Origin of the sequence: Micromonospora echinospora (genome assembly GCF_900091495.1) — a bacterium.
Lineage (GTDB): Bacteria > Actinomycetota > Actinomycetes > Mycobacteriales > Micromonosporaceae > Micromonospora > Micromonospora echinospora.
This window is the reverse complement of sequence record NZ_LT607413.1, coordinates 6,575,503-6,600,856: the sequence shown is the minus strand read 5'-3', so window position 1 is coordinate 6,600,856 and position 25,354 is coordinate 6,575,503. Positions and strand designations below refer to the sequence as shown.

Here is a 25,354-nt window from a genome sequence, read left to right as displayed (position 1 = left end):
TTTTGGGAGCGCTCCGACGGACAGCTCGCTGATGTTACCGACGGGTTCCATCGCAACCGTGCTGACCTGCGCAGATGGCTTTAATCGCCACTAAACATCCGACAGGCCACTGTCGGCACCGAAGCAGCGAAGAGCCGCTAGTCCGGCCAACCGGCACGCTTGCGACGGATGTCAGACGTGTGAATACTTCGACGCACCCCGATCGGCTGAGCCTCACCAGCCGAAAGGTTGCCCGGGGCTGCCTGATCGGCGGCCCACCCTCGTTCCATGGAGGTAAGCACATGCGACTCTCCGGGTCCCCGCTGCGCCACGTCACCGCCACCGCGGTGGCCGGTGTGCTGGTCATCGGCTCCTTGACCGGCGCACCCGCTCAGGCCGCCCCCGAGACAGCCGCTTCCCCCGACCAGGCCGCCAAGCTGGCGGCCACCCTCGGCGACCGCTCCGCCGGGACGTACGCCCAGGCTGACGGCTCGATGGTCGTCACCGTCACCGACGAGGCCGCCGCGAAGAAGGTCCGCGCGGCCGGCGCCACCCCCAAACTGGTGACCCGGGGGGCCGACGACCTGAAGCGGGCCACCACCGAACTCGACCGCTCGGCCCGGATCCCCGGCACCGCGTGGTGGACCGACCCGGCGACCAACCAGGTGGTCGTCTCCGTCGACAGCACGGTCACCGGCGCGAAGCTCAAGCGCGTCGAAGCGGTCGCCGAACGGCTCGGTGGCACGGTCCGCGTCGAGCGCGAGTCCGGGGTGCTGAGCACCCGGGCCGCCGGTGGCGAGGCCATCTACGCCGAGGGCGGCGGACGCTGCTCCCTCGGCTTCAACGTCCGTAGCGGTGACACCCACTACTTCCTCACCGCCGGCCACTGCACCGACATCACCGGCAACTGGTACGCCGACTCCGGGCAGAGCGCCCTGCTCGGCACCGGCGGGACCGGCAGCTTCCCCGGCGACGACTACGGCATCGTGCAGCACACCGCCGCGTCCGCCGCCGACGGCAGCGTCTACCTCTACGACGGCACCACCCGGGACATCACCGGCGCCGCGGACGCCTACGTCGGTCAGTCCGTGGAGCGCTCCGGCAGCACCACCGGCCTGCACAACGGGACGGTCCAGGCGCTCGACGCCACGGTGAACTACGCCGAGGGCACCGTCACCGGCCTGGTCCGCACCACCGTCTGCGCCGAGCCCGGCGACAGCGGCGGCGCGCTGGTCAGCGGCTCCACCGCGCTCGGCCTGACCTCCGGCGGCAGCGGCAACTGCTCCACCGGCGGGACCACCTACTTCCAGCCGGTCACCGAGGCGCTGAGCGTCTACGGCGTCGAGATCATCTGATCGTCCGACCCCCGCAGCGGTGGCCGCCACATCCGTGGCGGCCACCGCTGTCTGCCGTCCGGACGACGACTCCACACTCTGCCGTCCGGACGACGACTCCACACTCTGCCGTCCGGACGACGACTCCACCCGATCCGGCGCGGGGTCGCCACCCGGTCCGGTGACGGCCCGACACACGTCCGCCACGCCCGTGGGTAGACTCCGCGTCGCGGTGGGACGACGGTGCGTCGGTGCCACGGGATGGTGCCGTGGTCGGCGAGGAAATGGGGTGGCCACCAGGTGAGCAGCCTGCCGGCGGTCGCGGCCGAGGTCGCCTCCACCGCCATGACCATGCTCACCGCCGACGGCCGATGCCTCTGGTCCAATCCGGCCGCCCGCCGCCTGGGGGCGTCGGTCCACGACCTGCCGCTGGCCGAGGTCGCCCCGGACGGCTCCCCGGTCGAGCTGCCCTGGCCGCAGCCGGACGGCCCCACCCGTTGGCTGGAGGTGCGCTGCCACCGCGTGGACCACGAGGGGCAGCTCCTGCGCCTGTACGAGTTGCGCGACGTCAGCGTCGAACGCCGGGAGCGCGAGGCGGGCCGCAACTACCGGTGGCGCCTGGCCCACATCGAGCAACTCGCCAAGGTGGGCACCTGGGAGTGGGACATCGCCACCGACTCGGTCATCTGGTCCGACGTGCTGTTGCAGATGTTCGGCTATCCGCCCGGCACCGAACTGGACTACCCGTCGTACCGCGAACTGCTCCACCCCGACGACGTCGGCCTGATCGAACGGACCCTGGAGCGGGCGCTCGGCGCCGGCGGTCCGTTCGCCTACACCCACCGGATGTACCTCGCGGACCGCAGCACCCTGCGGGTCTTCGAGTGCTACGGCGAGGTCTTCACCGACGCCGCCGGCGCCCCGGTCCGGGTGCTCGGCACCGCACACGACATCACCGAGATGCGGCGGGTCCAGGACGAGCTGACCCGCCTGGCCGAACGGGACCCGCTGACCGACCTGCCCAACCGGCGGGCCCTGCTCGCCCGCCTGGACGACCTGCTCGCCCGGGGCGGCGGCCCGCCCGGCGCCCTGCTGCTGATCGACATCGACAACTTCAAGGACATCAACGACGTCCACGGGCACGCCGTCGGCGACGACGTGCTGCGGGTGCTCGCCCGGCTGCTCGTGCGTCACCTGCCCGCCGGCACGGTGCTGGGCCGCCTCGGCGGCGACGAGTTCGCCGTCGTCCTGCCGGACACCGCGGCCGGCGACGCCCTCACCGTCGCCGAGACGCTCTGCGACGTCGCCGCCCGGACACCCGTACCGCTGGCCGGCGCGGGACTGCGGGTCACCCTCAGCATCGGGGCCGCCCCGCTGGAGCCCGGCGACACCCGGGACGCGGTGCTCGCCCACGCCGACCTCGCGTTGTACGAGGCGAAGAACGCCGGACGCAACCGGGCCCGGCTCTACCTGCCCGAGCACTACCGGCACGCGGTGCAACGGGTCAACGTGGTGACCCGGGTCCGCAGCGCGCTCCACGAGCACCGGATGCAGCTCGACGCCCAGCCGATCGTCGACCTGCTCACCGGGGAGGTGGTCAGCCACGAACTGCTCATCCGGCTGCGCGACGGCCGGCAGCCGTCACTGGCCCCCGACGACTTCCTGCCGACCGTGGAGCGGGACGACCTCATCGGCGAACTCGACCGGTGGGTGGTGACCACCGCCACCTCGGCGCTGGCCGACCCGGCCGCCTCGGCGGCCGGCCTGCGCTTCGACGTGAACATCTCCGCCCGGTCGATGGAGTCGCCCGGGTTCGGCGACTGGGTGGTGGCCCGGCTGCGCGCCGTCGGCGTCGACGCCGCCCGGTTGGGCCTGGAGGTGACCGAGACGGCGGCGATCACCAACGTCGCCGCGGTCCGCAACCTCGCCGGCACCCTGCGCGACGCCGGCTGCCGGCTCAGCCTGGACGACTTCGGGGCCGGGTTCGGTTCCTTCGCCTACCTCAAGCACCTGCCGTTCAGCACCGTCAAGATCGCCGGTGACTTCGTCCGGCACGCCGACCGGGGCGGAGCCGACCCGGTGCTCATCGACGCCGTGGTGCGGGCCGCGCACGGCCTGGGCATGCGCACCGTCGCCGAGTCGGTGGAGCACGCCGGGCTGGTGCCCGCGCTGCGCCAACTCGGGGTCGACTCCGGGCAGGGCTTCCACCTCGGCCGTCCGGTGCCACTGGATCTCTTGCTCCAGCGGGTCCGTGACGAAGGGCATGCCTCCACCACCGTTGACGCCGTGATACGACATCCCGACCACTGACCACGCCCTCTGATCGGGAGACCCAGGTGAGCGCACCCACCACCCCGGCGGTACCGGACCGCGTCGAACTCGTCACCACCGACGTCGACGCCGTCCGTCCCTTCTACACCGACCTGCTCGGTTGGACGTACGCCGACACCGCCGGGGGAGCCACCGCGCTCGCCGACGGCGTATCCGTCGCCGAGTTGCGCGACGGCGCGACAGCCCGCTGGTGGCCCGTCTTCGTCGCCGACGACACCGCAGCGGTCCGGGCCACGGCGGCCGGCGCCGGGGGCCGAGTGGACGGCGACGACGTGCACGACCCCCTCGGCGGCTGCTTCCGGGTCCGCGCCGGGGCGACGGCCGTGGCCCCCGGGCCGGGCCGGCCCTGCTGGTACGAGTACATGACCGTCGCCCCCGGCGACGCCGACCGGTTCCACGCCGACACCCTCAGGCTGCGCGCGACCCCGCCACCCGGCGCGCCCGACGACACCTACGTGCTGCTCACCGCCGACGACCGTCCGGTCGCCGGCCGCCTGGCGCTGCCCGCGCCACTGGCCGCCGTGCTGCCCACCGGCTGGATGGTCTACTTCGCGGTGTCCGACCCGGACGACGCCGCCGCCCGGGCGCCCCGGCTGGGCGGGCGACTCCTGGTGCCGCCGCGCGACGTGCCGACTGGGCGGGTCGCCGCGCTCGCCGACCCGAACGGCGCGGTGTTCACCGTCGTCCGCCCGGCACCCCGGGACCACCACTGACCGGGGGCGGGGCCGGTTACGCGGACCGGGTACGGGCCCGCAGGGCATGGATCACGGCGGCCATGTCCGCGCCCGCGTGACCCAGTTCGAGCGTCTCGCCGAACAGGGCGTGGCAGACGTCCAGCAGGGGCGAGGCCGTGCCCCGGGCGCGGGCCGCGTCGGCGATGAGCCGGTTGTTCTTCAGCACGTCCGCGATCGACGCCTGCACCTCGAAGTCGCCGTGGACGAGCTTGTCCGCCTTGACGCGGGAGACCGTGGAGGCCATCGGGCCCGCGCCGAGGATCCGGGCCAGCAGCGCCGGGTCCGCGTCGTGTTCCTCCGCGAAGTGGACGGCCTCGGCCAGCCCGGTGACCATGGTGATCAGGAACAGGTTGACCGCGAACTTCATCACCAAAGCCGAGGGCACCGTGCCGCAGGTGAACACCGCGGCGCAGAGCGGCGCCAGGAGCGGTCGGCAGCGCGCCACCGCCGCCTCGTCGCCGGCGACCATCGCGACCAACTCGCCGGCCTCGGCGGGGCCCCGCGAGCCGGACACCGGCGCTTCGACGTAGCTGCCACCGGCGGCGGTCACGTCGTCGGCCAGGTCCCGCGAGTAGCCGGCGGCGAACGTGCCCATCTGCACCACCGTGCGCTCCCGCACCCGGGCGGCGAACCGCGGGGTTCCGCGCGCCAGGACGGCGTCGACCGCCGGCTCGTCGGCGAGCATCAGCACCACCACACCGGCGCGGTCGAACACCTCGCCCGGCCCGCCGGCCCGTTCCGCGCCGGCGGCCACCACCGGGTCGCACCGGGACGCCGTACGGTTCCAGACCACCAGCGGCACCCCGGCCCGGGCCAGGTTCACCGCCATCGGCTGACCCATCACCCCGAGTCCGACGAAGCCCACCCTGTCCATCGTCGCGGTCACCTCCACGCCTGCGCACGGGCGGTCCCCGGTGCCGCCGCAACGGTTGTAGCCGGGCCGGCGGCACCACGTCTTGAACGATCGTGCGCAGTCCAGGACCGGCGGATTGGACCGTGAACCGGGCCGCCGGCTGCGATGGGATGGCATCGGCGGGAACGGCGCCGACGGGACGCGGGGCTCGGACGGCGACCGGCCCGCCGCACGTCGCGGGGGAGCGCCCCGGGGAGGGGGACGGGATGAGGGTGATCGCGGAGGCCGGCCGGCACCACGTCGAGACCGGCGCCACGTACGTGGAACACCTGCGGGTGCCCCACCTCAGCCTCGGCACGTACGTGATCCCCGTCGGGGCGCCGGACCTTCAGCGACCGCACACCGAGGACGAGATCTACGTCGTGCTGCGGGGACGCGGCCGGCTCCGTACCCCGGACGAGGCGGTCGACGTCGGGCCCGGCAGCGTGGTGTTCGTCCCGGCCGGGGAGGAGCACCGGTTCGTGGACGTCACCGAGGAGCTCACCGTTCTCGTGGTCTTCGGCCCCGCCGAGGGGACGGCGGCGGCCGGGTGATCCCGGCTGACTCCCGGCCGTCCGGGAGCGCGGACGGCGACCTGCTGCGCCGTCATCTCACGCCGGGCCGGGAGCGGCAGCGCCGCGTACCGGGTGTCCGGATCCGCCCCGGGGCCGGCGGCGCGGGCATCGAGCGTCTGGCGGCCGAACTGCGCGGCGAGGCGTTCTCCCCGCACCGCCACGACCGGTACGCCGTCGGCGTCACGCTGGCCGGTGTGCAGACCTTCCGCTACCGCGCCGAACAGCACCACTGCCTGCCCGGCGAGTGGCACGTCCTGCATCCCGACGAACCGCACGACGGCGCGGGCGGCACCGACGAGGGCTTCGGCTACCGGATCGTCTACCTGGACCCGGCCGTCGTCCGGGCGGCCCTCGACGGCGATCCGCTGCCCTTCGTCGCCGATCCGGTGATCCGGCCGGCCGGGGTGCCCCGCGTCCTCGCCGACGCCCTGGCCCACCTCGACGAGCCGCTCGACGAGGTCGGGGCGGTGGAGGTGGGCACCGCGATCGCGGACCTGTTGCGGGCGCATGCGGCTCCCGCCCGGGGCCGCCGCCGGCCGCTCGACCTCGCCGCGATGGCGCGGGTGCGGGTGCTGCTGACCGAGGAACCGACGGTCCGGCACCGGGCCGGGGACCTCGAACTGGTGGCCGGACTGGACCGTTGGTCGGTCGCCCGCCAGTTCCGCGTCGCCTTCGGCACCAGCCCCACCCGGTACCGGACGTCGCGTCAACTCGACCTGGCCCGCGGCCTGATCCGGGCCGGTGTCCCGTTGCCGGACGTCGCCGTCCGGGCCGGCTTCGCCGACCAGGCGCACCTGACCCGCATGTTCCGGCGGTCCTACGGGCTGACCCCCGCCGTCTGGTCCGCCGCCGTCGGCGCGGCGGCCGGGCCGCTGAACGGCGTCGACCGGTGGACCGCCGGGACAGGGGTCAGCGGGTGAGTTGGAGGTGCCGGCTGATCATGGCGTTGGTCTGCGTCGGCACCTCGAGTTGCACGAAGTGCCCGGAGCCGGCGGCCTGTCCGATGTCGGCCCGGGGTGCCAGCTCGGCCAGGCGGGCGTAGTCGGCGAACGGGGCGTTGCTGCCGACGAAGAGCAGCGGCCGGTCCCAGCGGGTCAGCGCCGCGACGTCCTCCTCGGCGCGCAGGTACGCGGCCAGGCCGGCGATGGGTTCGTAGGCGACCTCGGTGGACGGCGCGGCCATCTGCGCGACCACCCACTCGACCAGCCGGGGATCCGAGCCGGGCAGGAAGTAGGACCGGACGATGGACTCCCGGACCGTCCCGGAGGTGTCGTCGCGCAGCGACCGGGCGGTCTGCTCGACCGCTTCCGTGGCGCCGGGGGGACCGGCCACGGCCGAGTCGAGCAGGGCCAGGCCGGTGAAGCGGTCCCGGTCCCCGGCGACGGCGGCGAGGGACCAGACCCCGCCCAGGCTGTGGCCGACCACCACGACGTCGCGCAGGTCGAGCGCGCCGGCGAAGGCGCGTAGCCGGGCCGCGAGGCGGTCCACGCCGTACCCGTCGGGAGGCGGGGGGCTCTCGCCGTGTCCCGGCATGTCGACGGCGACTACCCGCGCGTGCCGGCCGGCGAGGTGCCGGGCGACCGGTTCCATGAACTCGTGGTCGCCGCACCAGCCGTGGACGAGCAGGAAGGTGTCGCGGTCGCCGTGCCCGTACGTCCAGTAGCGCATTCCCGCGGCGGTGTGCTGATCCGACATGGGTCCTCCCGGAGGTCGTCGCCAGCGTCCGACCGCGCTCACCCGGCCGGGCGCGGCCCGTTCCACTGAAGCGCGCCCGCTCCGGTGATCCGCAGCGTACGCTCGTCTTTGTGCCGATACTTCCGTTTTGCGATCTGTAGCGGAAGGGGGGCGGGGGCGTGTCGACAGGCTTCCCGGCGGTCGACCGGATCACCCGCTTCTTCGCCGGCCTGGCGGACTCCGCCCCCGGCCGACTGCCGCCTCCGCCCCACGGGACCATCCGGTTCGACCTCGTCGACGCCGACGGGCGGACCACGGTCTGGTTCGTGCACGTGCGGGCCGGGCAGGTCCGGGTGGACCGTGCCGGCGACCGGGCCGACTGCGTCGTGGCGATCCCGCCCGAGATGTTCGTCCGGCTGCTCGACGGTACGGACCACGTGGTGGCGATGCTGCTGCGGGGGGTCCTGTCGGTCGAGGGCGACCTGTCGCTCTTCCTGACCTTCCGTCGGCTGCTGCCGCCCACGGCCGACAGCGCCAACCCCGAACCGGTGCGCGGATCGCCCGGCTGCACCAGCCGGGGCGGCGTGGGGCTGCCCGGTTCCGTCAACGTCTTCTCCGGCGACGTGTTCATGATCAGTGACCAGCACGGAGACATCGACCCGAACCCCAACAGCCCGCTCGGCCTCTTCTTCTTCGACACCCGGTTCCTGTCGACCTGGCGGGTGACGGTCGACGGGGAACGCCTGTCGACGCTCTCGGTCGACGACATCAGCTCCGCCGAGGCGAGGTTCGCGCTGGTGCCCGGCCAGCCGACGCACTACGTCAACGCGACCACGTCGATCCTGCGGCACCGGTGGGTCGGGCAGGTCTTCCAGGAGGAGATCACGCTCATCAACTTCGCGCCGGAACCGCTGCGGTACGTGGTCCGGCTCGACGTCGGCGCGGACTTCGCCGAGGTGCAGGAGATCCGGGACAGCCTCTGCCGGAACCGCCCGGTCTCCGCCACCGTCGAGGGGCACACGCTGCGGCTGCACTACCGGCGGCAGATGCTGCACCGGGAGACGATCATCTCCACCAGCGAGCCGGCCGACCTGGACGAGCGGGGCCTGACCTACACCGTCACCGTCGCACCGCACGAGACGTGGTCGGTCCGGCTGCGCGTCCTGACGCTCGTCCGGGACCTGCGTCGCCGTGACCTGCGGGAGCGGCTGGACAGCGGGATCAACCGCTCACGCGCCGAGTCGGCCCGGGGGATCGACGCCCTCGTCGCCGACGTGCCCCGGCTGCGGGCCGACCACCAGCCCCTCGGTGACGCCTACGCGCGCAGCGTGCGCGACCTCGCCGCGCTCCACTACCAGGGGCTCAACTACCGGGAGCGGCTACCCGCGACCGGTCTGCCCTGGTCGATGGCCCTCCTCGGCCGGGAGAACCTGATCAACGGCTTCCAGGTGCTGCCCTTCATACCGGACCGGGCGGCCGCCACCCTGCGGATCCTGGCGCTGAGCCAGGGGGCGCGGCACGACCCGTTCCGGGGCGAACAGCCCGGCAAGATCCTCCAGGAGAGCCGGTACGGGGAGTCCGCCGCCTTCAACGACGCCCCGGACGCCGCCGCCTTCACCGCCGCCGACACCACCCCGCTCTTCGTCATCCTGCTCGACGAGTACGAACGCTGGACCGGTGACGCGGACACGGTCCGCGCGTACGAGTTCCAGGTCCGCGCGGCCATCTCCTGGCTGGACCGGTACGCCGATCCGATCGGCCGGGGCTACGTCTGGTCCGTCTGCCGACGCACCTGGACGGGGCAGGCCAACGAGAGTTGGCGCGCCTCGGTCCGGGGCATCTGCTTCCGCGACGGCCGGCTGGCCACGTTCCCGCAGGCGATCTGTGAGCTACAGGGGTACGCCTACGACGCCAAGCGGCGGGCGGCCCGGATGGCCCGGCGGTTCTGGGGCGACCCGGAGTGGGCCGACCGCCTGGAGCGGGAGGCCGCCGACCTGCGGGAACGGTTCGACCGGGACTTCTGGATCCCCGAGCGCGGATACTACGCGCTCGCCCTGGAGGCCGACGGGACGAAGGTCGACGCACTGGCGTCGAACGTCGGACACCTGCTGTTCAGCGGCATCGTCCCGCCGGAGCGTGCCGGACACCTGGCGCGGCACCTGCTCGGCCCCACCCTCTACTCGGGCTGGGGGGTGCGCACCATGGCCACCACCGAGATGGAGTTCAACCCGTTGGGCCACCACACCGGCGCGGTGTGGCCGGCGGACAACTCGCTGATCGCCTGGGGGCTGCGCCGCTACGGGTTCAAGCAGGAGGCCGGACGCATCGCCTGCGACCTGCTGGAGGCGTCCCGGTACTTCGACGGCCGGCTGCCCGCCCTCTTCGCCGGGTACGACCGGGCCCGCACCCGGGTCCCGGTGCCGCACCGGTTCGCCGACAGTCCGTACGCCCCCTCGGCCGGGGCGACGCTGCTGCTGCTCCGGGTGCTGCTCGGCCTCGAACCGTACGAGGACCACCTGGCGGTCGACGCCGCCGTGCCGGAGGAACTCGGTCAGATCGAGCTGCTGGACGTCCGGGGCCGGTGGGGGTACGCCGACGCGCTCGGCCGGGGGCGCCCCTTCTCCGCGCACCGGCTGGCCTGACCACCCGGCGACCGGCACCCGCCGGGCGGCAGGTGCCGGTCCCGCCGGCCGTCGCCACCTCCCACCCCGACCGCTGTTGTCCGGTGTGTACCCATCGGTACCTTGACGACCGAACGTCGTACGTAGACTCGACGACGTGCCGAAAGGTCGGAACCGGGACACCGCCACCCTCTGGCGGCCCGGCGTGGACGGTGTGGAGGTCCTGCACGCCCACTTCCGGGTGCACGAGTACACCCGGCACACCCACGAGACGACCACCGTGGCTCTCGTGGACAGCGGAACCGCCTCCTTCGTCCACCGGGGCGAACACGTCGTCGCCCCGGCCGGGAGCACCTTCGTCATCAACGCGGGCGAGGTGCACACCGGTCGCTCCCTCACCGACCAGGGCTATCGTTACCGGGTCCTCTACCTCGACCAGGCGGCCCTCACGCCGCTGCTGGCCGGCGAGTCGGGCCTGGAGGATCCCCTCGCCGTCGACGAGACGATCGTCCGGGACAGCCGGGTGGCCGGTCTGCTCGACCGGGCCCACCGGGTGCTCACCGCGCCCGGGACGGAGCCGTTGCGGCAGCAGCAGGCGCTCCTGGAGGTCTGCCGAGCGGTACAGGAGCGCTTCCGGGGCCGGGCCCGCGCCGGCCGTGCGGTCGGCCCCGAGGGTGCCGGCCGGGAGGTGAGGAACCACCACCGGGCGGTGGACCTGGTACGCGACTACCTTGAGGCGCACGCCACCGACAAGGTGCTCCTCCAGGATCTCGCCGCCCTGACCGGGGTCAGCGCGTACCGGCTGGTGCGTATCTTCAGCGGCGCGGTGGGCATGCCGCCGCACGCCTACCAGAACCAGGTGCGGATCAGGCACGCGCGACGGCTGCTCGCCGTCGGTGTCCCGGCGGCGAATGTGGCGACCCTGGTCGGCTTCTGCGATCAGCCGCATCTGATAAGAATGTTCAAGAAGTACACCGGCGTGACTCCCGCCCAGTTTGTCGCCGGGGTTCGTTGAGCATGCCGGCGGTGCTCGGCTTTTGTCGTCCGGTCCAGGCGATCATCAGTGGCTTGCGAGGATCTTTCCGGAGAAAGGCGTAACTGGTCCGGATTCACGTCCGACCGGTCTTTGCGGATGGGCACGGAAACGCCGGTAATGCGCTGGGGTGGCGCTTGACGCAACGGCCCCGCGATGCGGGAACGGCAGCGTGTCGCCGCTGCCATCGCCTTCGGGGAGACCGTCGTCGTCGACCACGAAATCGAGGGCGTGCGCAGTTGTCCATGCCCCGCTCGGAGCTTCCCTCCACACGGCGGGAACTGGTCGGAACGGCGTGGCCGCCGGGCCGGCGGGCCGGTGCTCCGGCGTGCGTGCCGAGCCCCGGTGCGGGTCGCCGACCCGGTGCCGACCGCCGTCGGTGAAAGGCGGACGCCACCGGCCACGGCTTCGGCCAACACGGCCAGCCGGTGCGGGGTGCTCCCGTCGGGGCTTGCTGGTGCGAGCGCGGGTGGCCGGCGGGGGCCGGGCTGAGGTGGGCGGTGACTGCGCCTCCAGGATGTCGTCCATATCGGCACCGGACGATACCGCAAAGATTGAGATCAATTCTGCTCGTCCCGGGTGCCGATCGGTTTCACCAATGCGGTCGACGGCGGCTGCCAAGCGTTGATTGCACGCGTCCGAGCAGCCCGGACAGCTATCCGGAGATCGCGTTCACGTCGCTCGTCCCGTTGAACGTTCTTGCTTAATACGAAATCTCGACACCCGGCCATTGCGATGCGGATGTTGCCCGTGAAAGATCCTCCGTGCGTCGATCACCGATCTGGGCACCGCCGATCCGAACTGATCAATTTCCGGCACCCGTTTGCCATCGCCCGTGGTCGCCCAACGTTGGGCGTGGCCTCGGGTAGGTCCGAGGAATGCAGGGGACGCCCCGATGAAGAATGTCGCACTTCTTGACGTTACGTTACGCGACGGTGGATACGTCAATGGTCACACCTGGTCGCGCCAACAGGCCGCCACCGTGGTTTCCGCCTGCGCGACCGCCCACATCCCGTTCTGCGAGGTGGGCTACTACCGGCCCCGGCGCCACGACGTCGACGGCGCGGACCGCCCGACGTCCTGTTGCCCCGACGACCACCTGCGTACGCTCTGCGCGGCGAACCCCACGGTGACCGTCACGGTCATGGCGCACGCCCGAGACGTCCACCCCACCGACTACCGGCGCCTCGCCGCCCTCGGCGTCGGTATGGTCCGGCTGCCGGCGCAGCACGCCATCCTGGCGGACCTGACCCCGCACGTGGAGGCGGCCCGGGCCGCCGGTCTGCGGGTCGCGGTCAACCTCATCCGGGTCAGCGAGCTCTCCGCCCGTGCGGTCGCTGCGGCGGCCCGCCTCGCCGAGCAGTGGCAGGTGGACGCCTTCTACCTGGCCGACTCGAACGGCAGTCTCTTCCCCGAGCAGGTCGACCGGCTCATCCGGGTGGCCGGCGTGGAGACCGCCGTGCCCCTGGGCTTCCACGCGCACGACGGGCTCAGCCTCGCCTTCATCAACTCGCTCTCCGCCGTCGAGGCCGGCTGCCGGTACCTGGACGCGTCCCTGGGCGGCATGGGCAAGGGCGGCGGCAACCTCGCGCTCGAACTGATCGCCGGCTACCTGCGGGCCCGATCCCAGGCGCCGCACGCGATGACGCCGCTCGCGCGCACCGCCGCCGAGGTGCTCAAGCCCTGGCGGGACGGGGTGCTGGCCCGGTGCGAGTCGATTGCGGGTGGCCTGCTCGACCTGAACGTCGACACCATCAAGGACCGCCGCGACCAGAACCAGCGCGAATTGTTCACCCTGGTCGACGCCATCAGCGGGTGATCCGGTCGGGTCTTCGGCGGCAGGTCACCCGCAGCCGGAGCGCCCACGGTCATCCGACCGCGCCGCGGACCCCGGTCAGCGTGGACCGGACCGCGCCCCGTGCCCCCGCACCGCCCGACCCACCGGCGCCGCCGCGCGCCTCGCCCGTCCCACCCACCGGCCCGGCCACTGCCGGAGCCGGCGACCCGTCCGGTCCGCACCGGATCCCGCCCGAGGAGGAGCACCCCATGTCCGAACAGTTCGTCGCCGAACTCGAGGAGCGCATCCACGCCCGGAGGAAGACCACCAGCCCGCTCTACCAGACCATCCTCGCCGGCAAGGCCACCGAGCGGCTGCTCCGGACCTTCGTCGAGCAGCGCTGGCCGATCAAGAGCTGGTGGACCCGGAACCTGACCGGCATCGCCTGCCGGATGGACGACCTGGACATCCGGCGCTCGCTGATCGAGAACGCGTACGAGGAGGAGTTCGGCGCGTTGTCGAACTCCAAGCGGCACGTCGAGACGTTCGAGGACTTCGGCCGCGCCGTCGGGGTCGACCCGGCGAGCCTGCCGAACCTGGAGCTGTTCCCGGAGACGGTCGCCGTGATCGAGCACAACAAGAACGCCTGCAACAACACGAACGTGCACTTCACCGAGGGCACCACGTCGGTGCTGCTGCTGATGGAGGGCCAGCCGCCCATCACCGACAAGGCCGGCAACAGCATGATGGCGGTGATGCGGGACGCCTACGGCCTGCCGGAGTGGGGCTACGAGTTCTTCAAGCACCACGCCTCCAACGACGGCGACCAGGACGGCGTGAGCGAGCTCGAGGACGAGCACACCGAGCCGCTGCGGGCGATCCTCACCCGCTACTGCGACACGCCGGAACTCCAGGACCGGGCCCGCGCCTCCCTGGAGCGGGCGATCGAGCTGCGGCACGCCCACTTCGACGCGATCCTCGAGCGGGCGTACGACCCGAGCGAGCCGGTCTTCCGTTACCGCGCCGACACCGTCTGACCGCGTCCCACTGCCGACAGGGGGCCACCGTGTCCGTCTACCCACACGTCTACTTCGCCGGTCGTTGGGGCAGCCGAGCCGACGCGGTGGTCCCGGTCGGCAGCCTGGCCATGCGCTACGCGGTCTCCGTCTTCGAGGGCATCCGGATCTACACGGCCCTCGACCCGGCCCGGCCGCCCCGACCCCTGCTGCTCGACGAGCACGTCGACCGGCTCGCCGCCTCCCTGCGGCTGATGCGGCTGCCCGACCCGGGTGTCGAGCGGCTGCCCGGAATCGTCGACGAGTTGATCGCCCGTAACCGCATCGACACCGACACCTACGTCCGGGTGTCGGTGACCCCGACGAACCCCGGCGACCTCGGCGCGGACGCCGAACCCGTCCTGGCGGTGACGGCCGCCCCGATGGGCCGCAAACGCTGGCTGGGCAACGGGACCGGCATGTCGTTGACGGTCAGCGACTGGCAGCGGGCCGGCGCCGCCTCGTTCCCGCCGGCGGCCAAGAACATCTCCAGCTACGCCGGGCCGCGTCTGGCCTGGCTGGCCGCCCGGGACGCGGGCTTCGACGGGTGCGTGCTGACCAACCGGGCGGGGCGGCTCAGCGAGGCGCCGACCGCCGCGCTCTTCCTCGTCCGGGACGGGGAACTGCTGACCCCGGCGCTGGACGAGGACGTGCTGCCCAGCATCACCCGGGCCTGGCTGCTGCGCGAGGGCGGGCTCCCGGCCCGGGAGACCACCCTGACCCGGGAGGACGCCCACCAGGCCGACGAGGCGTTCCTCTGCGGCACCGGCATCGAGATCGCCCCGGTGCGTGCCTTCGACGGCCACCCGCTACGACACTGGCCCCAGGCGCCGGTCACCCGGCAACTGATCATGCGGTACTTCCTGCACGCCCGCGGCGGCGCCCACGACGGGCCGGTCGACCTGCCGGCGCTGGTCCGGGAGGTCCGGCCGTGACCGGGGCGCCGAACGGAGCGGCCGACCGGCCGGGGATGATCGACTGGGCGGTGGCGGGCACCCTGCTCGCGGCGTTGCAGGACCGGCCGGGACCGCTGGAGCCCCTCCTGGCGGAGGTGGTCCGGACCGCGCCGCCGTTCCGTAACACCGACTACCCGCTCTCCCCGCTGCCCCTGGTGGCGCGGCACCGCACGGTCACGGCGGCGGTGCCCGCCGTCGAACGGTACGTCGCGCTGCTGGGCCGGATCACCACCCTCTACCGGGAGACGCCCGCGCTGCGGCGCTGGTACGACCTCGGTCCCGCGGCCGAGGCGCTCATCGACGCCGACCGGCCGGCACCGGACGAGGTGACGGTCTGCCGCCTCGACGGATATCTCGAACAGGGCACGGAGCGGCTCCGCCTGTTGGAGAACAACGCCGACGCGCCCGCCGGCACCCTGTTCAGCGCCCGGATCAACCGGCTGGTGGGCGCGGTTCTCGACCGGGCCGGCGCGACCGCGCCCGTCGCCGGGGCGTACACGCTCTCCTCCGAACGGGCCCTGCTCGACGTGCTCGTCGACGCGCTGCGCCGGCGCGGACTCGACACCGGAGCGCCCCGCGTCGCGGTGCTGCAACCCACCGGGCGGTCCAACCTGGAGAGCGTCGAGATGGTGGCCGCCTTCCGCCGTTGCGGGATCGCTGCGGTCCTGGTCGACCCGCGCGAGCTGCGACAGGTCGGCGCGACCGTCTGGTTCGGACCGCACCCCGTCGACGTCTGCTGGAACAAGGTCAACACCGTGGCCTGGCGGACGCTGGTGGAGTCCGACGCCGAGCTGGTCGGCCGCTGGACCCGCGCTCTGGCCACCGCGGACTTCGTCCACGTGAACCCGTTCGGCGCCCGGTACGTGGCCGAGAGCAAGTTCACCCTCGCGCTGCCGTGGGACGCCCGCTTCGCCGACCTGTTCACCGCCGCCGAGCGTGCCCTCGTCGCCGACCTGCTGCCCTGGGCGCGGCGGCTCGAACCGGAGGCCACCGCCCCCGACGGGGTGACCCCGCTCGACGTCGACCTGGTCGAGCATCCCGACCGGTACGTGCTGAAGGAGCCGTACGACATCCGGGGCGACGGTGTCACCGTCGGCCGGGCGACGGGGCGGACGGCCTGGCGGAAGGCGGTGGACCGGGCGGCGGCCCACCGGCTGGTGGCCCAGCGGTACGTCGCGCCGACCGCCTACCCGGTGCTGCGACCGGACGGGGAACCGCCGGTGGTGACGATGCCGGTCAGCTTCGACAGCTTCGTCCTCGGTGGCCGGGTGCACGGGTTCGGCTCCAAGGCCAGCCTCAATCCCCGGCTCAACGTCTTCCAGGGCGGGCAGAAGCTCGCCGTCCACGTCACCGGACACGCCGCCGGGGACGGTCCGGCCCGGGACCGTCGGACCACCGCGGCGGTCGTGCCCGACGGCGTGGCAAGCCTTCCCGAGTGAGGAGTTCACGTGGCGACGATCGACCGGGTCGTCCTCCGTCTCGTGCGGTGCACCCTGACCCGTCCCTTCGAGAACCGCTGGCAGCGGTACCACACCTGGACGAAGTTGGTGGTCGAGGTGGAGGCCGGGGGCACCTCCGGGTTCGCCGAGTGCGCGGCGATGGAGACCCCGTTCTACAACTACGAGACCATCGAGACGGCGTGGTACGTCTCCGAGCGTTACCTGGTGCCCGCCCTGCTGCGCGCGGACACGACCGATCCGGTGCAGGCCCAGCGGGCCTGGGCCGACGTCAACGGCCACGAGGAGGCCAAGGGCGGGGTCGAGGCCGCGCTGTGGGACCTGCGGGCCCGGCTCGCCGGCCGTCCGCTCTGCGTGGAACTCGGCGGCGCGGTCCGGCGGGTGCCGGTCGGCGCCACCGCCGGCATCGAACCGACCGTCGACGAGCTGCTGGCGAACATCGGCCGGATCCGGGACAGCGGCTTCCAGCGGGTACGGGTGAAGATCCGGCCCGGCTGGGACGCGGAACCGCTGCGCGCGATCCAGGAGGCTTTTCCTGGCTTCGCGGTGGTGGCCGACGCCAACGCCGCATACGACGAGGAGCACCTCGACGACCTGTCCGACATCGACACGTTCCAGTTGATGGCCCTGGAGCAGCCGTTTCCCCGCCACCTGCTGGAGACCAGCGCCGCCCTGCAGTCCCGCCTGCTCACCCCGATCTGCCTCGACGAGCAGGTGCACTCCCTGCGGGAGATGACCCAGGCCCACCGGCTCAAGGCGGGCCGTCAGGCCAATATCAAGATCGGCCGGGTGGGTGGGTTGACCGAGGCCGTCCGGATCCACGACTTCTGCCGGGCCGAGGGCATCGACCTCTTCGTCGGCGGCAAGTGGGAACAGGGCCTCGGCCGGTGGTGCGCGCTGGCGCTGGCGACCCTGCCCGGCATGACCCTCCCCAGCGACGTGGGACCGAGCCGGAACTACTACCTCGACGACGGTGTCGAGCCGAAGCTCGACGTCGTCGAACCCGGCTGGGCCGAACCGACCGACCGTCCGGGACTCGGGGCCGACCTCACCGACAGCGTCGAGGTGACCCGGATCCAGGAGATCACGAAGGGAGTGCTGGCATGACCACCGACGACCTGGTCGAGCTGTTCCGAGAGCACGGCACCGGCGCGGTCAGCGACGCGCTCGACCTGCTCGGACGCAACGGCGGGCTCTCCGGACTCAGCCGCCGGTCCGGCACCGGCACGGTGGTCGGTCCCGCCTACACCCTCCGGTTCGAGCCGGTGGCCGCCGGCGTCCGCGCGCCGGCCGGGGAGTTCATCGACGACGTGCCTCCCGGCGCGGTCGTGGTGATCGCCAACGGCGGACGGCTCTACTGCACGGTCTGGGGCGACATCCTCAGCGCGGTGGCGGTGCGTAACGGCGTCGCCGGGACGGTCGTCGACGGCTGCTGCCGGGACGTGGCGGAGACCCGCGCCCTCGGCTATCCGGTGTGGAGCCGGGCCGGTTACATGAAGTCGGGCAAGAACCGGGTCCGGCTCGCCGCCGTCGGGCAGCCCGTGGAGGTCTGCGGGACGGTCGTCGACCAGGGTGACCTGGTCTGCGCCGACGACAGCGGCGCGGTGGTCGTGCCGGCCGCCCTCGCCACCGAGGTCGGCGACCAGGTGCGCCGGATCGTCACGATCGAGGCGGCGATCCGGGCCGACGTCGCCGCGGGCGTGCCGCTGCGCGACAGCCGCCGCCGGCACGGCTACAACCTGGCGCCCCGCGACGGGGTCACCGTCCCGGTGCCGTCGACGGGCCGGTCGTGACCCGACCACGGGCGTTCGTCGCGGGCCTGGTGCACGAGTCCAGCACCTACATGGTGGAGGTCAGCGGCCCGACCGACCTCGCCGACTTCGACGTCCACTCCGGAGCGGAGCTGATCGACGAGTTCACCGGCACCAACACCATCGTCGGGGGCTACCTGGCCGCCTGTGGGCGGCTCGGCGTCGACCCGGTGCCCGGCGTGCACGCCCGGGCCGAGCCCGGCGCGGCGGTCGCGCCACGGGCCGCGGCGCACCTGGGGGACCAACTGGTCGCGGCGTTGCGGACGGCCGCCCCGGTCGACGTGGTCCTGCTCGACCTGCACGGGGCGGGCGCGCTGGAGACGGGGGAGAGCCTCGACCTGGCGGTGGTGCGCGCGGTGCGCGCCGTGGTGGGGCCCCGGGTGCCGCTCGCCGTCACGGTCGACCTGCACGCGAACCTGCCGGCGGAGCTGGTGACCCTGGTCGACGTGCTGGTCGGCTTCCAGGAGTACCCGCACACGGACATGGCGGCCCGCGCCGACCTGGCCGCCTCGCTCGCGGTCGGGCAGCTGACCGGCGCGTCGCGACCGGTGGTGCGGATGCGGACCCTGCCGATGCTGCTGCCCCCCTCGACCACCTGGTCCGGTCCCGGGGCGTGGCTGCGCGACCTGGTCCGGGAGGTCGAGTCGGAGCCGGACGTGCTGGCCTGCACGGTGCTGCACGGTTACCCCTACGCCGACACCCCGCAGGCCCGCGCCGCCGTGGTGACCGTCGGCACCCCGGCCGCCGCCGAGGCGGCCAACCGTACGGTGGCCGGGGCGCTCTGGGCCCACCGGGACCGCTTCCGGATCGACCCGGTCCCGCCCGAGCGGGCGGTGGCGACCGCGCGGGCCGCCGCCGGTCGACCCGTGGTCATCGGCGACGGCACCGACAACCCCGGCTGCGGGGCGGCCGGTGACAGCACCTACCTGCTGACCGCGCTGCTCGACAGCGGCCTGCGGGCCTGCCTGGCCACCCTCCACGACCCCGCCACGGTGCGGGCCTGCGTCACCGCCGGGGTCGGCGCCCGGGTGGAGGTGGCGCTCGGCGGCCGGCACGGCTGGGCGAGCGGACCACCGGTCCGGGCCACCGGCACGGTCCGCGCGATCACCGACGGCCGCGTCGTGCAGCGCAGCATGCGGGCCGGCAAGACCCTCGATTTCGGCACCAGCGTGCGGTTGTCCCTCGGCGACGTCGACGTCATCGTGGCCAGCCAGCGCCGGCAGGTCCTCGACCCGGAGATCCTGCTGCTGCACGGCGTGCTGCCCGACCGGTACGACGTGCTGGCGGTGAAGTCGGTCAACCACTTCCGCGCCGGGTTCGCCACGGTCAGCGACCACCTGCTGGTCGCGGACGCGCCCGGCCCGCTCACCCGGGAGATCGACAGCCTGCCGCGCGGACCGGCGACCGCCGGGCTGTGGCCGATGGACCCGGACGTCACGTTCCCCGACCTGCCCGCAGTGGGCCGACCGGCCCGGTGAAGGGAGAGACGAGATGATGACGCTGCTGGACGCCGTCCGCAGCCGGCGCAGCGTCGGCCGGCTGGTCGACCCGGCCCCGTCCGACGAGGAGATCGTCGCCCTGGTCACCGACGCCGCGTCCGCCCCGGACCACGGACTGCTGCGCCCCTGGCGCTTGATCGTCGTCCGGGACACCGCCCGCGACGTCCTCGGGACGGCGCTGGCCGAGGGCTGCCCGGCCGACGACCCGGTGGGACGTCGACGCGCGGCGGGCAAGCCCCTGCGGGCCCCGCTGCTGCTGTCGATCGTGCTCGTTCCCCGGGACAATCCCAAGGTGCCGGAGTGGGAGCAACTCGCGGCGACCTCGGCGATGGTGGGCAACCTGGGGCTGCTGCTGCACGACGCGGGCTACGGCGCGATCTGGCGTACCGGCAATGTCACCGACTCCCCGCAGGTGCGCGGCCTGCTCGGGCTGGCCCCGGGCGAGCGGCTGCTCGGCTGGCTCTACGTCGGCACGCCCGGTGCCGCGCCGCCCCCGGTGCCCCGGCCGGCCTTCGCCCCGCACGAGCGGCTCTTCGCCCTGCGCCCCGGGGGCACGGTCGTGCCGCTGCCGGCGGTCGCCGCCCGGCCCGGCGGGCGGCCGTAGGCTGCCCGTATGAGTGGATCCGAGGCGTTCTACCGACCCGACGGCGCGGACACCTACCTGCCCACCCTGCACACCGAGGGCCCCTGGGACCCCCGCTACCAGCACGGTGGGCCGCCGGGGGCGCTGCTGGCCCGCGCCGCCGAGGAACACCTCACCGGCACCGGCCTGGTCGTCGCCCGGATCACCATGGAGATCCTCGGGCCGGTGCCGTGCCGGCCCGTCCAGGTGCGGGCCCGGGTCGAACGACCCGGACGGCGCGTCCAGCTCGTCCGCGCCGAGCTGCGCCACGAGGGCCAACTGCTGATGACCGCCACCGCCTGGGCGGTGCGGCCGGCCCCGGCGGCGCTACCGGTCGGTCCGACCACGGCGCGCGGACCCGAGCCGGGCCCGGAGGCGGGCCGGTCGATGGTGCCACCGCCCGGCACGCCGTGGGACTGCGGCTTCCTCGCCGCCACCGAGTGGCGTTTCGTCGACGGCGGCTACGACCGCCCCGGTCCGGGGGCGGCCTGGGTGCGCGCCCGGCACCCGCTCCTGCCGGGCGAGCCGCTCTCACCGCTGCAGCGCACGGTGCTGACCGTCGACTCGGCCAACGGGATGAGCGCGGTGCTGGACATCGAGAAGTGGATGTTCGTCCCGCCCGAGCTGACCGTCCACGTCCTCCGGCCACCGGACGGCGAGTGGCTGCACCTGGCCGCGGTCACCGAGGTGGCCCCGGGCTGCGCGGGGCTGACCACCGGCACGCTCTCCGACCGGCACGGGCCGGTCGCCCGCTCCGCCCAGGCGCTCTTCGTGGCTCGGCAGCCCGAACCTCCGGGACGGTGACCCGACGTACCGGGTCCCGGTCGGCACCGGGACCCGGTCGTTCCGCATCTCGCCGCTCTTCCTCACGTCACGTTCGTCGCCGCACCGGCGGCGGAGGTCAGTCCCAGACCCGGTCCGGCGTGAGCGCGCGGATCCGGCGGGCCAGGCGGGCCGGGGTGGACGCCTCGTAGAGGTCCCGCGCCGACATCGGCACCCCCAGCACGTCGGAGATCATCGTCATCGCGGCGGTGGCGAGCAGCGAATGGCCGCCCAGGGCGGTGAACTCGTCGTCCACCCCGATCCCGGACACCCCGAGCACCCGTTCCCACTCGGCGACGACGCTGCGTTCGAGTCCGTCCCGGGGCGGGGTGTAGGCGCTGCCCAGCTCCGGTCGACCGGCGGGCAACGGCAGCTCCGCCAGGGCCGTACGGTCGATCTTGCCGCCCGGGGTGACCGGGATCCGGGGCACCGCGACGAAGACCGCCGGGACCATGTGCTCGGGGAGCCGCCCGCCGAGGAACTCCCGGAGGCTCTCCACGGTCGCCGGCTGTTCCGGGTCGACCGGCACCAGGTAGGCGGTGAGCCGGGACTGTTCGTCCGTGCCGGCCCGCAGGTCCACCACGCAGTCCCGGACCTGGGGGTGCCCGGCCAGGGCGGTTTCCACCTCACCCAGCTCGATCCGGTAGCCCCGGACCTTGACCTGGTGGTCCAGCCGGCCGAGGAACTCGATCTGCCCGTCGCTGAGGTGACGCACCAGGTCACCGGTGCGGTACATCCGGGCGTCCGGGTCGGCGACGAACGGATCCGGCAGGAACCGCTGCGCGGTCAGCTCCGGTCGTCGCCAGTAGCCCGGCCCCACCCCGACCCCGCCGATGTACAGCTCACCCGGTACCCCCACCGGCACCGGGTCGCCTTCGTCGTCGAGGACGTACATCCGCTGGTGGGGCAGGGGCCGTCCCCAGGGGACGCTGGCCCGACGGGCGTCGGCGCTGGTGACCGGGTGACCGGTCGTGGTGAAGGAGACCTCGGTCATGCCGGCGACGTTGAAGGCCCGGGCCCGGGGCGCCAGCGACCGCAGCGGGCCGATCACCCCGCCGGGGAAGCGGTCCCCGCCGAGCACCACGGTCCGGAGCCCCTCGGGCAGGCCGGCCCCGGAGTCCAGGGCCACGTCGACCGCGCCCCGGAACAGCGCCGGGGTGGAACTCCACATGGTGATCCGGGCGTCGTGCGCCAGGTCGAGCAGGCGCTGCGGGTCGGTCAGGTCGGCCCGGGTGGGCACCACCAGGCAGCCCCCGGCGAGCAGGGTGCTCAGGATGTCGAACGCGGACATGTCGAAGCTCAGCGACGAGCACTGCAACAGTCGGGTGCGGTTGTCCATCCGGCACCGGCTGACCAGGGCCGCCATCGTGTTGAGCACGCCCCGGTGGGTGTTCGCCGCGCCTTTCGGCGTCCCGGTCGACCCGGAGGTGTAGATGACGTAGCAGAAGCTCCCCGGGTCGCCCGCCGGTCCCTCGTCCGGGTCGGGGCGGCCACCGTTGGCCGACGTGACCGCGTCCGGCGCGTCGTCGAGGAGCACCGTCGTGGCGTCGTGCCGGGGCAGCCGGTCGGCGGAGGCGGCGTCGGCCAGGACCACCGGCGCCTGCGCGTCCGCCAGCATGAATCCGAGCCGGGCCACCGGGTAGGCCGGATCCATCGGCACCCAGGCCGCCCCGGCGCGCAGGATCGCCAGCACCCCCACGACCATCTCGACGGACTTCTCCACGCAGAGCGCGACCAGCCGGCCCCGCACGGCGTGGCCGCGCAGCACGGCGGCGAGTCGGGCGGACCGCTCGTCCAGTTCCCGGTACGACAGCGTCCGGCCGGCGCAGACCACCGCCGGCGCTTCGGGGAACGCCCGCGCCCGGTCGAGGATCAGCTCGTGCAGGCAGCGGTCCTCGGGCCTCGGCGCGTGGACGTCGTTCCACGTGTCGAGGACCAGCGTGCGTTCGGCCGGGGTGACCAGCCCCAGCCGGGACACCGGGGTGCCCGGGGTGGCGGCCGCCGCCGCGAGCAGCAGCGGGAACCGGGCGGCGATCCGGTCGGCCGTCGGCGGGTCGAACAGGTCCCGGGCGTACTCCAACCCGCCGGTCAGTCCGCCGTCCGCAGCCGCCTCCAGCACCAGGCGCAGCTCGTACCGGACGCCGAGTCGGGGCAGCGGCAGCGGGGACAGGGGCAGCCCGCCCAGGGCCGGTGGCAGCAGGGGGGCGTCCCGGAGGGTCAGCGCCACCCGCGCGAACGGGTCGTGGCGGACGCTCGCCGCCGTCCCGCCCAGCTCCTCGGCGAGCCGGGCGAACGGCACGGCGGCCCCGGTGGCGACGGTCACCGCCGCCCGGGTGCGGTCGACCACGGCGGCGAAGTCGGGATCACCGGCCAGGTCGGTGCGGACGACCAGTTCACCGCCGCCGGTGGCCGGGGTGGTGGCGGTGACCGCGACGTCGGTCCCGGCGCCGTGCCGGGCCAGCAGGGCGTGCAGACCCGCGAGCAGCACCGTCGCCTCGTCGACCTCCGGGAACCGGTCCCGCAGCCGCCGGCGGGTGTCGGCCGGGACGGTCACCGTGGTCGTGCCGCCCGTGCCGGCCAGCACGGCCGGTCGCGGCCAGTCGGTGGGCAGCGCCGCCGAGGGGGGAACGGCCAGCAGTTCCCGCCAGGCGTCCAGTCCGTCGTCCGCGCCCACCTGCGAGCCGGTCGGCCGTGCGGGGCCGGGACGCGGCGCGCGGTGGACCACCGGGGTCCCGGCGACACCCCCGCCCGCGCCGGTCGGTCCCGTCGCGCCGCTCGGCCCCGCCGGGTCGGTCGCCGCGGGGTAGTAATGGGCGGCCCGGTGCAGCAGCGCGCCGAGGGTCTGTTCGTCGGCCGCGACCCGGTGCGCCACGAGGACCAGCACCGTCCGCCCGGGGAGCAGCAGCACCCGGCAGCGCAGCGGCGCCTCGTACGCGAGCGCGAACCCGGTCGACGCCTCGTCGGTGAGGATCTCCTCGACGGCGGTGTCCCGTTCCCCGTCGGGCAGGTGGGTCAGGTCGGTGACGACCACGGGGACCTGTGGCTCCCCGGCGGGCCGGTGGCGGACCGCCCGGCCCGCCCGGTCGGTGTGCACGGCGAGCAGCGGGTCGTCCGGGACGAGGGCGGCGCACAACGCGGTGCGCAGCGCGGCGACGTCCACCCGGGCCGGTACGCTCGCCGCCAGCGCGACGAGGTTCGCGGGCGTGCCGGGGTGCAGTTGCTCGGCCCGCCAGACCCGCTGCCCGGCCAGGTCCAACGGCACGGCCGGTTCGCCGGTCCCGTCCGGTCCGGCCGGCTCGCGCCGCGACGCCGGTGCGGATGCACCGAAGACCTGGCTCGTCATCGTTCGCTCCCGTTCGGTTGGTTACCCCGGGCCGCCCCGCCGGACGGACACCCGGTCATCACGGCACCGGCCGACCCGCGCCAAGTTCCGCCGGAAGCCGTCCGGCGTCCAGGTCGGCGGCGAGTCGGGCCAGGAGGAGGGTCGGATCGTCCCGGAAGAACATGTGTCCACCGGGCAACCGGCTGAGCTGGAAGTCGGTGGGGCACTCGCGGCGCCAGCGGGCCAGTCCCCGTTCGCTGACCGTCGGGTCGGTGGCGCCGGCGTAGACCCGTACCGGGCAGCGCAGCGGGTCGGCCCGTCGGGGCCGGTAGCCGCTCATCACCACGAGGTCGGCGCGGAACATGGCCAGCGCCATCTCCATCAGCGCCGGGTCCCCGGTGGTACGGGAGTCGAGCGCGCCCAGCTCGACCATGCGGGGCCGCCAGTAGCTGTCCGGCAGGCTGGTCAGGTCGACCGGGTCGGCGTCGGACGGTTCCGGCGCGTCGATCGAGGCGACCAGCAGCGCGGCCGGTGGCCGCCCGGTGGTGTCCCGCAGCAGTCGACCCACCTCCAACGCCAGCAGGGCGCCCATGCTGTGCCCGAAGAGCGCCAGCGGACGCCGGGCCAGTTCGGCCGCGGCCGTGGCGACCTGCCCGGCCAGCTCCGCCATGGAGGTGACGGCCGGCTCGTGGTACCGGCTGCCGTGGCCGGGGGGCTCGACGGCGTACAGCTCCACGTCGGCGGGGAGCCGGGTGGCCCAGGACCGGTAGAGGGTGGCCGAGCCGCCGGCCGGGGGTAGGCAGAGCAGCCGCAGCCGGGCCGAGGGGCGGGGCAGCCAGCGTTGCAGGAGCACCGGTGCC

At 73.9% G+C, this 25,354-nt stretch carries 20 protein-coding genes; 16 read left to right on the top strand and 4 right to left on the bottom strand.

Annotated elements, in window-relative coordinates; all coding sequences use genetic code 11:
• The first annotated feature begins 281 nt into the window (after positions 1 to 281).
• From GA0070618_RS28265 to GA0070618_RS28255, 3 genes are all read left to right on the top strand, one after another.
• Entirely contained in the window at positions 282 to 1,334 is a 1,053-nt protein-coding gene (locus GA0070618_RS28265; protein WP_088984338.1) for a S1 family peptidase, read from the top strand.
• A 279-nt stretch (positions 1,335 to 1,613) separates the two neighbouring features.
• Complete coding sequence (locus tag GA0070618_RS28260; RefSeq protein ID WP_170107833.1) at positions 1,614 to 3,623, top strand: putative bifunctional diguanylate cyclase/phosphodiesterase; 2,010 nt, start codon at positions 1,614 to 1,616, stop codon at positions 3,621 to 3,623.
• A 26-nt stretch (positions 3,624 to 3,649) separates the two neighbouring features.
• Positions 3,650 to 4,357 carry a VOC family protein gene (locus tag GA0070618_RS28255; protein WP_088984336.1) on the top strand — a complete coding sequence of 236 codons (708 nt, stop codon included), beginning with the start codon at positions 3,650 to 3,652 and terminating at the stop codon, positions 4,355 to 4,357.
• A 16-nt stretch (positions 4,358 to 4,373) separates the two neighbouring features.
• Here GA0070618_RS28255 and GA0070618_RS28250 read toward each other — a convergent pair whose 3' ends face one another.
• Positions 4,374 to 5,252, bottom strand: a complete 879-nt coding sequence (locus GA0070618_RS28250; protein ID WP_088985901.1) for an NAD(P)-dependent oxidoreductase — start codon at positions 5,250 to 5,252, stop codon at positions 4,374 to 4,376.
• A 245-nt stretch (positions 5,253 to 5,497) separates the two neighbouring features.
• Here GA0070618_RS28250 and GA0070618_RS28245 point away from each other — a divergent pair, with 245 nt between their 5' ends.
• Complete coding sequence (locus GA0070618_RS28245) at positions 5,498 to 5,824, top strand: cupin domain-containing protein (RefSeq protein WP_088984335.1); 327 nt, start codon at positions 5,498 to 5,500, stop codon at positions 5,822 to 5,824.
• Positions 5,821 to 6,765, top strand: coding sequence for an AraC family transcriptional regulator (locus GA0070618_RS28240; RefSeq protein WP_197701671.1), 945 nt, complete (start codon positions 5,821 to 5,823; stop codon positions 6,763 to 6,765). The genes GA0070618_RS28245 and GA0070618_RS28240 overlap by 4 nt, the downstream gene beginning before the upstream one ends.
• Here the strand turns inward: GA0070618_RS28240 and GA0070618_RS28235 are convergent.
• Positions 6,755 to 7,540, bottom strand: coding sequence for an alpha/beta fold hydrolase (locus tag GA0070618_RS28235; protein WP_088984334.1), 786 nt, complete (start codon positions 7,538 to 7,540; stop codon positions 6,755 to 6,757). The two genes, GA0070618_RS28240 and GA0070618_RS28235, sit on opposite strands and share 11 nt — an antisense overlap.
• Positions 7,541 to 7,698: 158 nt before the next feature.
• Here GA0070618_RS28235 and GA0070618_RS28230 point away from each other — a divergent pair, with 158 nt between their 5' ends.
• The 11 genes from GA0070618_RS28230 to GA0070618_RS28180 all read left to right on the top strand — a co-directional run bounded on the left by GA0070618_RS28230 (position 7,699) and on the right by GA0070618_RS28180 (position 21,154).
• The gene (locus GA0070618_RS28230; RefSeq protein WP_088984333.1) at positions 7,699 to 10,161 is read left to right on the top strand and encodes a glycogen debranching N-terminal domain-containing protein; all 2,463 of its coding nucleotides are present in this window, start codon (positions 7,699 to 7,701) and stop codon (positions 10,159 to 10,161) included.
• 136 nt (positions 10,162 to 10,297) lie between these two features.
• The gene (locus GA0070618_RS28225) at positions 10,298 to 11,155 is read left to right on the top strand and encodes a helix-turn-helix transcriptional regulator (RefSeq protein WP_088984332.1); all 858 of its coding nucleotides are present in this window, start codon (positions 10,298 to 10,300) and stop codon (positions 11,153 to 11,155) included.
• Positions 11,156 to 12,068: 913 nt separating this feature from the next.
• On the top strand, positions 12,069 to 12,992 hold the full coding sequence (locus GA0070618_RS28220) for a beta/alpha barrel domain-containing protein (protein ID WP_088984331.1): 924 nt from the start codon (positions 12,069 to 12,071) through the stop codon (positions 12,990 to 12,992).
• 227 nt (positions 12,993 to 13,219) lie between these two features.
• Complete coding sequence (locus GA0070618_RS28215) at positions 13,220 to 13,987, top strand: TenA family transcriptional regulator (RefSeq protein ID WP_088985899.1); 768 nt, start codon at positions 13,220 to 13,222, stop codon at positions 13,985 to 13,987.
• A gap of 29 nt (positions 13,988 to 14,016) precedes the next feature.
• Complete coding sequence (locus GA0070618_RS28210; RefSeq protein WP_088984330.1) at positions 14,017 to 14,940, top strand: aminotransferase class IV; 924 nt, start codon at positions 14,017 to 14,019, stop codon at positions 14,938 to 14,940.
• Positions 14,937 to 16,400 carry a hypothetical protein gene (locus tag GA0070618_RS35265; protein WP_088984329.1) on the top strand — a complete coding sequence of 488 codons (1,464 nt, stop codon included), beginning with the start codon at positions 14,937 to 14,939 and terminating at the stop codon, positions 16,398 to 16,400. Before GA0070618_RS28210 ends, GA0070618_RS35265 begins: the two co-directional genes overlap by 4 nt.
• 9 nt (positions 16,401 to 16,409) lie before the next feature.
• The gene (menC, locus tag GA0070618_RS28200) at positions 16,410 to 17,525 is read left to right on the top strand and encodes an o-succinylbenzoate synthase (RefSeq protein ID WP_088984328.1); all 1,116 of its coding nucleotides are present in this window, start codon (positions 16,410 to 16,412) and stop codon (positions 17,523 to 17,525) included.
• Positions 17,522 to 18,211 carry an RraA family protein gene (locus GA0070618_RS28195; RefSeq protein WP_088984327.1) on the top strand — a complete coding sequence of 230 codons (690 nt, stop codon included), beginning with the start codon at positions 17,522 to 17,524 and terminating at the stop codon, positions 18,209 to 18,211. Before menC ends, GA0070618_RS28195 begins: the two co-directional genes overlap by 4 nt.
• Positions 18,208 to 19,707: a M81 family metallopeptidase gene (locus GA0070618_RS28190; protein ID WP_088984326.1), complete on the top strand. Its 1,500-nt coding sequence runs from the start codon at positions 18,208 to 18,210 to the stop codon at positions 19,705 to 19,707. The genes GA0070618_RS28195 and GA0070618_RS28190 overlap by 4 nt, the downstream gene beginning before the upstream one ends.
• A 13-nt stretch (positions 19,708 to 19,720) precedes the next feature.
• Positions 19,721 to 20,332: a nitroreductase family protein gene (locus GA0070618_RS28185; protein ID WP_197701670.1), complete on the top strand. Its 612-nt coding sequence runs from the start codon at positions 19,721 to 19,723 to the stop codon at positions 20,330 to 20,332.
• A gap of 9 nt (positions 20,333 to 20,341) precedes the next feature.
• Entirely contained in the window at positions 20,342 to 21,154 is an 813-nt protein-coding gene (locus GA0070618_RS28180) for a thioesterase family protein (protein ID WP_088984325.1), read from the top strand.
• A gap of 97 nt (positions 21,155 to 21,251) precedes the next feature.
• On the opposite strand, the gene GA0070618_RS28175 is transcribed toward GA0070618_RS28180, so the two are convergent.
• Both GA0070618_RS28175 and GA0070618_RS28170 read right to left on the bottom strand, forming a co-directional pair.
• Positions 21,252 to 24,515, bottom strand: a complete 3,264-nt coding sequence (locus GA0070618_RS28175; protein ID WP_088984324.1) for a non-ribosomal peptide synthetase — start codon at positions 24,513 to 24,515, stop codon at positions 21,252 to 21,254.
• 58 nt (positions 24,516 to 24,573) lie between these two features.
• On the bottom strand, positions 24,574 to 25,347 hold the full coding sequence (locus GA0070618_RS28170; RefSeq protein ID WP_088984323.1) for a thioesterase II family protein: 774 nt from the start codon (positions 25,345 to 25,347) through the stop codon (positions 24,574 to 24,576).
• Between the last annotated feature and the right edge of the window lie 7 nt (positions 25,348 to 25,354).

What these genes read in the sequence shown, in the direction of transcription:
- GA0070618_RS28265 (WP_088984338.1), top strand. Translation starts at nt 282, where the DNA reads ATGCGACTCTCCGGGTCCCCGCTGCGCCACGTCACCGCCACCGCGGTG.
- GA0070618_RS28250 (WP_088985901.1), bottom strand. Translation starts at nt 5,252, where the DNA reads ATGGACAGGGTGGGCTTCGTCGGACTCGGGGTGATGGGTCAGCCGATG.
- GA0070618_RS28245 (WP_088984335.1), top strand. Translation starts at nt 5,498, where the DNA reads ATGAGGGTGATCGCGGAGGCCGGCCGGCACCACGTCGAGACCGGCGCC.
- GA0070618_RS28235 (WP_088984334.1), bottom strand. Translation starts at nt 7,540, where the DNA reads ATGTCGGATCAGCACACCGCCGCGGGAATGCGCTACTGGACGTACGGG.
- GA0070618_RS28220 (WP_088984331.1), top strand. Translation starts at nt 12,069, where the DNA reads ATGAAGAATGTCGCACTTCTTGACGTTACGTTACGCGACGGTGGATAC.
- GA0070618_RS28215 (WP_088985899.1), top strand. Translation starts at nt 13,220, where the DNA reads ATGTCCGAACAGTTCGTCGCCGAACTCGAGGAGCGCATCCACGCCCGG.
- GA0070618_RS28195 (WP_088984327.1), top strand. Translation starts at nt 17,522, where the DNA reads ATGACCACCGACGACCTGGTCGAGCTGTTCCGAGAGCACGGCACCGGC.
- GA0070618_RS28185 (WP_197701670.1), top strand. Translation starts at nt 19,721, where the DNA reads ATGATGACGCTGCTGGACGCCGTCCGCAGCCGGCGCAGCGTCGGCCGG.
- GA0070618_RS28180 (WP_088984325.1), top strand. Translation starts at nt 20,342, where the DNA reads ATGAGTGGATCCGAGGCGTTCTACCGACCCGACGGCGCGGACACCTAC.
- GA0070618_RS28175 (WP_088984324.1), bottom strand. Translation starts at nt 24,515, where the DNA reads ATGACGAGCCAGGTCTTCGGTGCATCCGCACCGGCGTCGCGGCGCGAG.